Source organism: Castellaniella sp. (assembly GCF_034007085.1).
GTDB lineage: Bacteria > Pseudomonadota > Gammaproteobacteria > Burkholderiales > Burkholderiaceae_B > Castellaniella.
Genome location: NZ_JAVERO010000079.1, coordinates 1 through 9636 on the forward strand (window position 1 = coordinate 1; position 9636 = coordinate 9636).

The window sequence follows — 9636 nt, forward strand, 5'->3', positions numbered from 1 at the left end:
CCCGCGCCCTGGCCCAGCAACCGACCCTGCTGGTCATGGACGAACCCATGGCAGGCCTCGATCTGGGCAACCAAGGCAAGATGCTGACGCTGATCCGATCCCTGAATCAGGCCGGCCTGGCCGTCCTGCTCACGACCCATCAACCCGAACACGCCTGGCTGTTGAATGCTCAGGCGGCTGTCCTGGATCAGGGCCGGCTGGCCTACTGCGGCCCGGCACGCGGCCTGCTGGATGCCGATCTGCTGGGCCAGCTGTACGGCCATCCCATCCACATCAGTTTCCACCAGGGGACGCCCTGTGCCTGCACCCCCCGCCTGCAGGAGACTCCATGCTGAAACGTATCCTGAACTGCGGCGCATTGCTGGTCGGACTGCTGGCATGGTCCGTGATGGCGGCCTCGGCCCCCCTGACCCTGCAGGACATGGCCGGTCGGCAGGTCACACTGACAGCACCCAGCCAGCGGCTGGCTACGCTGGGTGCCGTCCCCGTCATCAACAGCATGGTCTTTGCACTGGGCGCGGGCGACCGCATCATCAACGGCCTGCCCGATTTTGCCCAGCACTCCCAGTGGGCTTATCAATACCAATTCGCCCCTCATTTGCGCACCCTGCCTACGCTGCAGAACCCGGATCGGTCCGTGCGCATCGAGGCCCTGGTCCAGGCCAAGCCGGATCTGGCGCTGACCATGGATCGTCGCACCGCCGATCAATTGCAGTCCCAGGGCATTCCCACCCTCGTGCTGGCCTGGCGCAACCCCGAAGACGTCCGCCAGGCAATCGACTTGCTGGGCCAGGCGCTGGGGCGCACCGAACAGGCGCAGCGCTACCGGACGATGTTCGACGACACCCTGGCTCTGGTGCGGGAACGCCTGCAGGCCCCCGGCCTGACGCCGCCCAGAGTGCTGTATCTGAACCCCCGATCCATGACGCGACCACATCGCGTCGCAGAATGGTGGATCACGGCGGCCGGCGGGCAAAGCGTCACCAACGACCATATGGCGGACATCGAATCCCGCGCCTTCGGGCCCGAACAGATCCTAGCCTGGAACCCGGAAATCATGATCGTGGCCAACCGCAGGGACGCCGAACTGCTGCTGCACGATCCCCGTCTGGCCCGTGTGCAGGCCATCCAGGACCGGCGCATCGTCGTCACCCCCACCGGAGCCCACATGTGGGGCAACCGCACGGCCGAGCAGGCGCTCGCCGTGCTCTGGGCGGCGTCTGTCTTCCACCCGGACCGCATCGACCGCCAGACGCTGACCACCCGGGTCACCGCCTTCTACCAAGACCTGTACGGCACTTCGCTCACCCCCGACCAGATCGACGAAATCCTGGCCGGCGGACCCGACACCCCCTCAAACGGAGCCCTTCCATGAATGCCCCCCAAGCCCTGCAGCCTCAGTCTGTCTCCGCCCTGGTTGCCGAGACCCTGTCCACCCCGCCCGCCGCCATCCCCGCCTTCCAGTCCCTGATCGAAGGCCACAAAGCCTTTCAAATCCTGCGCAGCGCGCTGTCGCTGGGCCTGTTCGAACACCTGGATGCGCACGGCCCCCAGCCCCGCCCCGAAATCGCGCAAGCGCTGGGACTGCGCGGCGCGCACCTGTCGGCATGGCTCCAGGCGCTGTGCGACATCGATTGCCTGCAATCGACACCCGACAACCAGTACGCCCTCAACCCCCAGGCCCGGTCCCTGCTGCTGCGCGACAGCTCCTGGTACATCGGCGAATACCTGGACGGCCTGGTCCAGCCGCACGGCCGCTGGGCGCGACTGGACGACTTCATGCACGAAGCTCGCCATGAACCGCTGGTCCCGCTGACGACCCAACGCATCCCCGCCCTGCAGCATCCGCTGCGCGCTGATGCCTGGGCCCTGGCCGACTGGCTGGCGGCGCACCGCGCCGGCGGGCCCATCGACCACCTGCTGTGCTGCGACGCCAGCCAGGGCCTGCTGGCCGCACGGCTGATCCTGACCCTGCAGGCGAAAGACGCATTGGTCCGGGTGCCGGAAGCCGCCCTGGCCTGCACACGCGACAACCTGGCCTGGTTCGGCGTGGCCGACCGCTGCCGCGTGGACGTTGATGGCCCCCTGCCCAGTGCGGGCGCCGATACGCCCTGGGACATGGCTGTCCTGTTCCACAGCCAGTACCCACGCCGCCGCGCCTTGAACGAAGACCTTGCCGCCCTGGCCGGACAAATGGCGCCGGGGGGCCTGGTCTGCTCGGCGCACTGGTTCTGCGCACCGGCCTGCGCGCCGGCCGAGGGCGGGCTGGGGCAGATGGACCAGGCCATCCTGACGGATTCACACCCGCTGTGCCACGTGGAAAAATTCTGCGAACGCCTGGAAGAAGCCGGACTGATACAGGCCCACCAGGAAACCCTGCAAGGCCGCTATGGTCCCACCCTGCTGCACTGCGCCGTCCGCCCCTGAATCCGCCTCGATCTATCCCTGACCGGAAACCGCCATGTCCCACTCATCTTCTCTGCTGCAGGATCTGCTGGCCGAAACCCTGGCCAGGCTGGGTGCCGATGCCAGCCAGCGGGTCATCGAACGCGCCGTGGTCGGCCTGTTCTTCACCGGCGTCCTGCTGGACAACGGCACTTGCGGCCTGTCCGCTTCGCCCATCAAGGACATCCCGGCCGCCGTCTGCTGTTCCAGTTCACTGAGCGCCCTGCCGGCCCCAGGCAAACTGCGCGGCCGGCCCGTCCTGGACGTGCTCAAGGACCTCGCCCCCGAGGTCGGCCCCATGCGCCGGACGCTGGCCATCGCCACGCTCAACGCCTTGATCGAAACCCTCTGGCAACGTGACGGCACGCCCGACGGCATCCAGCTTTCAACCGGCGATGCCTGCGATGCCCTGCAATTGCAGCCCAAGGAAAAAGTCGTGCTGGTCGGGGCCTTTACGCCCTATATGCGCGCCTTCCGGCGCGAGGGACGCGACTACCGCGTACTGGAAATGGACCCTGCCACCCTGAAACCCGAAGAACTGCCCCACTATGCCCCGGCAGATACGGCGCCTGCCGTAGTCCCCTGGGGCGATGTCCTGATCAGCACCGCCACCACCCTGATCAACGGGACGCTCGACGGCCTGCTGGCGCTGACGCGCCCGGACACCCGGATCGCCGTCATCGGCCCGACGGCCCCATTGCTGCCAAACCCCTACCGCCTGCGCGGGGTCCATGTGGTCGGCGGCACCCGCGTGCGCCAGGACGAAGGCCAGAGGCTCCTGGACCTGCTGTCCGAAGGCGCCTCTGGGTACCACTTCTTTGAACGGCAAGCCGATCGGGTCAATCTGGTACTTTGAGCCCGGGCCTTATTCCTTGTCTGCCCCACGGTAGCGCTGATACGGCAATACGTTCCAGGTCCGCGCGGCGAACTGCTCGACCGCTATTCCCGCTGGGATGTCTTCGAGCAGACTGCGGGCGGCCTGCAGTTCCCGCGTGGCCTCCTGCTTGTCCTGGTACATGAATTCGTCCGACGCTTCCTCCGGGGCCTGCTGCTGTTTTTCTTCCAGATCAGCGATCAGGCGTTCCTGCTGGAAGCGCAAGGCAGCGCGCGCATCATCAATCCAGGCCTCCTGCATGCTGCGGTTGTGATCCACCACGGCGCTGTATTCAGCATAGATGCCGTCATAGATATCCCCTGCATGGCGCCGGACATCGTGACTGGCGAGTTCCAGATCCCGCACCGTCAGCTGCGCAGGGTCCAGCGGTTCGCTGCGTTTGATGCCGCCCAGGCGGGTGTACTGGGTGTAGTAGGGAAACATGCCCTGAATCACCTTGCCGACAGGCTGGATGGCTTCGCCGTTTTCGCACAGGCCCTTGGGCTGCACGCCCTGCATGGCAGGCAGAATGGATTCAGGACGACAGATTTCCTTGGGCGGCATGATGCCGTGGCGCAGCATTTCGCGGATGCCGGTGCCCGAAATCGTCAACCGGAAGCGATCATCGTGCGGGCAGGTTTCGGATGTGGCGTGACAGGCGCAGCGCGTGCAGTAGAACACTTCGTGGAACAGGCGTACGTCCATGCCCATTTCCTTGGGGCTGAACTGATCGAAAATGCTGTGGCTGGCGTATTTGTCGTAATAGCTGCCAATGCCGGCATGATCCCGGCCAATCAGGGCATGCGTGCAGCCGTAGTTTTTCATGATCAGCGCATGCAGAATGGTTTCACGCGGGCCGGCAAAAATGTAGGTCACGCGCAGGGGCGACAGGATGGCGCGGTCCTTGGGGTAGTAGGTATCGAGCACATTGCGGTAGGCCATCATGCGGAATTCATGGCGCACGTATTCGCGCTTGGCCATTTCGACCAGGGGCTGCAGGAACAGGCCATCCACCCCTTCCAGGGCATTGCGGTGAATGTATTCATGACCGCGATGCAGCGGGTTGGCACCCGTGATGAAACCCGCCACCGAATTGAATTGCTTTTCTTCGTAGAACAGGCGCCAGGTATCCTTGGGTTCGCGGCGCAGTTTTTCGAACGGCCCCCAGTCCACCCGCTGGAGCAGATGCAGGGTGCCCCCCAGAGAAACATCGCCCATGCGCCGGTAAATGGAATCCACGCCGGGGTGGTTTCTGTCGGTCGTGCCAAACAGCTGCTGGGCGCGTTTTTCCTTGTCGTAGGCAAAAATATCCTCGATGCTCAGGATGGCGACCGGTTCGTTCTGGCTGTTGGTCAAGGCCACCTCGGAGCCGACCGACAGCCCCTTGATCGTCTCGCGGTTCCGGTCGCCGATCGGGGCAAAGCTCAAGGGCACCGGCCAGATCACCCCATTGCTCAGGCGCCCGTCCTTGAGCACAGCGTTGTAGTCGGCTTCTTCATGAAGCCCTTGTTGGGGGACAGCACCCCGGTGGCGATCATCTCGATGGTGATCACGGCTTCCAGGTCCACGCGGATGCTGGGCAATGAACGAGCGCGCTCGATTTCGTCCTTCACCCGGTGTTCCGGGACGACCTGATTGACCAGCGTCCCACCGTGCGGCTGTTGGGGGTAGCGATCAAAATTCAAGGCGTGATGGTTCATGTTTCCTCCTTTGAATGCCCCCGCACGACGATGGAATAGGTTTTTCTGCCGGGGTGTTGTCTCGTATACGGGTGATCGATGGGCTCCGGGCCGGGACCGCCGCCCCTGGCCTGGAGCGTCCTGCTTTTTCTTGTGATACCAGACGGCGGCTGGGCTTCAGATCCCCTTTCGGTCCAGCCGGAACTGTCCTAGTATTACTCACAATCGCGAGAAAAATCATCGCGTTATACCAAAGTAGGAGACAATCCAGATGACGCCAGCCTGGGTGGTGTTGGCTTCCTTGCTGTACGCCGCAATCCTGTTCGCGATTGCCTGGTTCGGGGATCGAAATCCCTTGTATGCCCAGCGGCCCTGGCTGCGGCCCACGGTCTACAGCCTGGCCTTGGCGGTGTATTGCTCATCGTGGACTTTCTACGGGGCAGTCGGGTCGGCCGTGCGGTATGGCATCGGTTTCCTGCCGATCTACCTGGGCCCCATCCTGATGCTGCTGTTTGGCTGGCGGATCATCGAACGGCTGGCGCAGGTCGCCCAATCCCAGAATACGGTGTCCATCGCAGACTTCATGGCAAGCCGCTATGGACGCTCACAACGCCTGGCGGCCATGGTGGCAGGCGTTGCCGTGGTGGCGGCCGTCCCGTATCTGGCCCTGCAGTACAAGGCGGTCGCCCTGAGCCTGAACGTGCTGACCGGAACGGAATTTGATGCGGGCCTGCTCGGGGATCCGGCCCTGTACGTCGCGATCCTGATGGCCCTGTTCTCGATCCTGTACGGAACGCGGCAAGTGGACGCAACCGAGCATCGGCCCGGCCTGATGCTGGCCGTGGCGTTCGAGTCGGTCGTGAAACTGGTGTCGCTGGTTGCCGTGGGGCTGTTTGCCGTTCGCTGGTTCGGCCAGACCCGGCTCGACATGGTGGGCGCGGTCAGCACCTTGTTCGAGCACAGCCCGCCGGTAGGATTCGTGGGACAGACCTTGTTGGCGTTTGCCGCGATCATCTGCCTGCCCCGCCAGTTTCATGTGGCCATTGTCGAATGCGGCGATGTGGTCGATATCCGGCGCGCGCGCTGGCTGTTCGGCACGTACCTGATCATCGTCAGCGCCATGGTGCCGCCCATTGCGGCAGCGGGTTTCAGCCTGTTTGGCGCGGGCACGGACGGCGTGGCGCCGGACAGTTTCGTACTGGCCCTGCCCTTGTCGCAGCATCAGGTGGGGCTGGCCCTGATGGTCTACATCGGCGGGTTTTCAGCGGCAACGGGCATGGTCATCGTCACCAGCGTGGCGCTGTCGACCATCGTCAGCAATGACCTGGTCATGCCCTTGCTGCTGCGCCGGGGCTGGGCGCAGCAGCAACAGGGCACGGTCGCCCCCACCGTCCTGTGGATCCGTCGAATCGCCATCATGGTACTGGCCGGCGCGGCCTACGGCTACTACATGCTCAGCGGCAGCGACACGAGTCTGGCGGCCTATGGACTGATGGCGTTCGTGGCCGTCGCGCAATTCGGGCCGGGCCTGATCGGGGGCCTGTACTGGCGCGGCGCCAGCCGACAGGGCGTGGAAGCCGGACTTTTACTGGGCTTTGCAATCTGGGTCTATACCTTGCTGCTGCCGACCCTGGCCGAGGTCGGCTGGCTGGCCGACGACTGGCTGCATCGCGGGCTGTTCGGCCTGTCCTGGCTGCGTCCCTACCAGTTGTTCGGTGTGGCAGGCTGGGACCCGCTGACCCACGGCACCTTCTGGTCCCTGTCATGCAATATCAGCGCATTTCTGTGGGTCTCCTGGCGCAAGCGCCCAGGGCTGGGCGAACGCCTGCGCGCCGAGCCATTCCTGAACCCCTATACCGCGCGGCAGACCCTGGCGGCCCGCCACGCCTATGGGGATCTGTCGGTCCATGACCTGCAGGCGCTGGCAGAACGCATTGTCGGCCAGAAAATGGCCAGGCGCGCCTTTGAAACCCAGGCCAGGCAAATGCAGCAAGTGCTGGAACCCGGCCTGCGTGCCGACAGCGCCTGGGTCCATTTCACGGAACTCTTGCTGGCCGCCGCAGTGGGCGCAGCATCGGCCCGGCTGGTCCTGACCAGCGCCTTGCGCGGCTCGGGCATGGAAATCGCCACCATCATGGCCGTGCTCGATGAAGCGGGCCAGGATCTGCGTTTCAATCGGGATATTCTCCTGGCGACGCTGGAAAACATCGATCAGGGCGTCAGCGTAGTGGATGCGGACATGCGCCTGGTGGCCTGGAACCGGCGCTATCAACAGTTGTTCGACTATCCGCCCAGCATGCTGTATGTGGGCCGATCCGTCGCAGACCTGATCCGCTTCAACGCCGAACGCGGCAAGGTTGACGGAGTGGAAACCATCGGCGTGGAACAAGCCATCGCCCGCCGCATTCAATTCATGCGCGAAGGCTCGTCCTATGTGACTCAACGCACGTTGAACGACAGGCAGGTGATTGAGTTGCGGGGACGGCCTCTGCCCGGTGGCGGCTACGTCACCAGCTACAGCGACATCACCCACTACAAGCGCGTGGAGCGCGAATTGCGGGAAATGAACGACAGCCTGGAACAGCGAGTGACCGCGCGCACCCAGGAAGCGGAAAAGGCCCAGAAATCTCGCACCCGGTTCCTGACGGCAATCAGCCACGACGTGTTGCAGCCGATCAACGCGGCCCGCTTGTTTGCCTCGGCCTTGCGCGATACCGCCGACCCGACCGACATGTCCAATCTGGCCGATCGGGTCGATACATCCCTGCGGACCGCAGAAGACCTGTTGGAAGGCCTGCTGGACATATCGCGCCTGGACACCGGCGCCTTGAAACCGGATCTGAGCGTGATCGATGTCCAGCACCTGCTGCAGCACCTGGCCGATCAATACGCCCCCGTGGCGGCGCAACGAGGCATCGATCTGCGGATCCACACCCGGCCGCTGCAAGTCTGCAGCGACCCTCGGCTGCTGCGTCGGGTACTGCAGAATTTCCTGGCCAATGCCTTGCGCTACACCCAGAAAGGACGGGTGGTATTCGGCGTGCGGGTCCGGGGCAAGGACCTGGAGTTCCAGGTCTGGGACTCAGGCCAAGGCATACCGCCCCATCACATTGAGCAGATCTACGCGGAATTCCATCGCTATGAGCAAGCGTTTGATTGGGATGGCCGCGGCCTGGGACTGGGGCTGTCCATCTGCCAGCGTATTGCGGCCCTGCTGGGCCATACGCTGGATGTGCGATCCGAAGTCGGACGCGGCAGCATGTTTTCCATCCGCGTGCCGTTGAGCCAGGCCACGGCGACACCCGGCCGCCTCTCGGGCAGTGGGGTCGGCAAGCTCGTCGATGGCCTGCCTTTGACAGGACTGCGGGTGCTGTGCCTGGACAATGACCTGGATGTGATTGCCGGCATGGAAGCGTTGCTGGGCCGCTGGGGCGCACAAATCATGACGGCCAACACCGTGGATAACGCCTTGGGGAAAATCGACTTCAACCCGGATGTGCTGCTGGTGGATTATCACTTGCATGACCGGCTCGACGGCTTGCAGGCGCTGCAATTGCTGCGCCTGCATCTGCCTCATGCGCAGGGTGCGTTATTGACGGCGGATGGCAGCGATGAACTCAAGGCGGCTGCGCGCCAATACGGCTATCTGGTGCTGACCAAACCCGTGAAGCCTGCCTCGCTGCGCGCTTTCCTGAGCGCGCAGATCAAGACGTACTAGTGCCCTGGGGCTCGTCCTGGTTCAACCCGAGACGGCTGGCCATCAGCACGGCCTGCGTGCGGTTGGATGCGCCGAGCTTGCGCAGGATCGCCGTCATGTGCGCCTTGATGGTGGCCTCGGACACATCGAGTTCGTAGGCAATCTGCTTGTTGAGCTGGCCGGTGCTGAGCATTTGCAGCACACGGAATTGCTGTGGCGTCAGTTCGCGCAGTCTGGCGGCCACGGCGCTTTCGTCCAGGCTGATGCCGGGTGCTGTGGTATCGGTTTCGGGCAGCCAGACGCCCCCTTCCAGGACTGTTTGCAGGGCCGCGCCCAGTGTCTGGGAGTCAATGGATTTGGGAATGAAGCCCATGGCCCCGTGGTCCATGGCGCGCCGCACGAAGCGGGCTTCTTCATGGGCGGTCACCAGCACAATGGGCAGGGACGGATAGGTCGCGCGCAAATGGACCAGAGCGCTGAATCCAATCGCACCCGGGATATCCAGATCGAGCAAGAGCAGATCGGCATCCGGGTGGTCATCGACCAATGGATACAAATTGGCGATACGATCCGCCTCGTAAATGGCCGCACTGGGAAACAGACTGGCCACGACCCCGCGCAATGCCTCGCGAAACAGCGGATGATCGTCAGCGATGAGCAGTTCGGTCATGTCGGGATTATGCCATGCGCACATAGCAGGAATGACACCTGCCAGGGCGTGTGGACTCAGTGAAAACAGGGCATCGAAATGCCCTGTTTTCTGTTCAGGATAGCGGCTGCAATCCGTGCGAACGCCTGGCTCAGTGGGCGCTGGCGCTGGCCGCGCCAATGCCGGTCTGGCTGCGCACGGTCAAGGCCTCGAAGGCATCGCGTTCCTGGGCCGCGCGGGCACTGCGATCCAGGGTCGAGAACAGCCAGATCGAGAAGAAGGCCAACGGGAT

Annotated in this window: 6 protein-coding genes and 2 pseudogenes; 5 read left to right on the forward strand and 3 right to left on the reverse strand. The window is 64.0% G+C overall.

The window, feature by feature from the left end:
• The 4 genes and pseudogenes from RBR29_RS08005 to RBR29_RS08020 all read left to right on the forward strand — a co-directional run.
• Window positions 1–335, forward strand: a pseudogene (locus RBR29_RS08005) (hypothetical protein); the annotation flags it as partial.
• Window positions 329–1375, forward strand: coding sequence for an ABC transporter substrate-binding protein (locus RBR29_RS08010; protein ID WP_320348465.1), 1047 nt, complete (start codon window positions 329–331; stop codon window positions 1373–1375). The pseudogene RBR29_RS08005 and the gene RBR29_RS08010, both read left to right, overlap by 7 nt.
• Entirely contained in the window at window positions 1372–2427 is a 1056-nt protein-coding gene (locus tag RBR29_RS08015) for a methyltransferase dimerization domain-containing protein (protein ID WP_320348466.1), read from the forward strand. The genes RBR29_RS08010 and RBR29_RS08015 overlap by 4 nt, the downstream gene beginning before the upstream one ends.
• Window positions 2428–2461: 34 nt before the next feature.
• Window positions 2462–3301, forward strand: coding sequence for a DUF364 domain-containing protein (locus RBR29_RS08020; protein WP_320348467.1), 840 nt, complete (start codon window positions 2462–2464; stop codon window positions 3299–3301).
• 9 nt (window positions 3302–3310) lie between these two features.
• On the opposite strand, the gene RBR29_RS08025 is transcribed toward RBR29_RS08020, so the two are convergent.
• The gene (locus RBR29_RS08025) at window positions 3311–4537 is read right to left on the reverse strand and encodes a sulfate adenylyltransferase (protein ID WP_369293021.1); all 1227 of its coding nucleotides are present in this window, start codon (window positions 4535–4537) and stop codon (window positions 3311–3313) included.
• 15 nt (window positions 4538–4552) lie between these two features.
• Window positions 4553–5019 (reverse strand): annotated as a pseudogene (locus RBR29_RS11955) (sulfate adenylyltransferase); the annotation flags it as partial.
• Between the two features lie 250 nt (window positions 5020–5269).
• Between RBR29_RS11955 and RBR29_RS08035 the strand changes: the two are divergent.
• Window positions 5270–8716 (forward strand): PAS domain-containing hybrid sensor histidine kinase/response regulator, encoded by a 3447-nt coding sequence (locus tag RBR29_RS08035; protein ID WP_320348470.1) that lies wholly within the window; start codon window positions 5270–5272, stop codon window positions 8714–8716.
• On the opposite strand, the gene RBR29_RS08040 is transcribed toward RBR29_RS08035, so the two are convergent.
• The gene (locus RBR29_RS08040) at window positions 8703–9365 is read right to left on the reverse strand and encodes a response regulator transcription factor (protein ID WP_320348471.1); all 663 of its coding nucleotides are present in this window, start codon (window positions 9363–9365) and stop codon (window positions 8703–8705) included. The genes RBR29_RS08035 and RBR29_RS08040 overlap by 14 nt on opposite strands.
• Window positions 9366–9636: the final 271 nt, after the last annotated feature.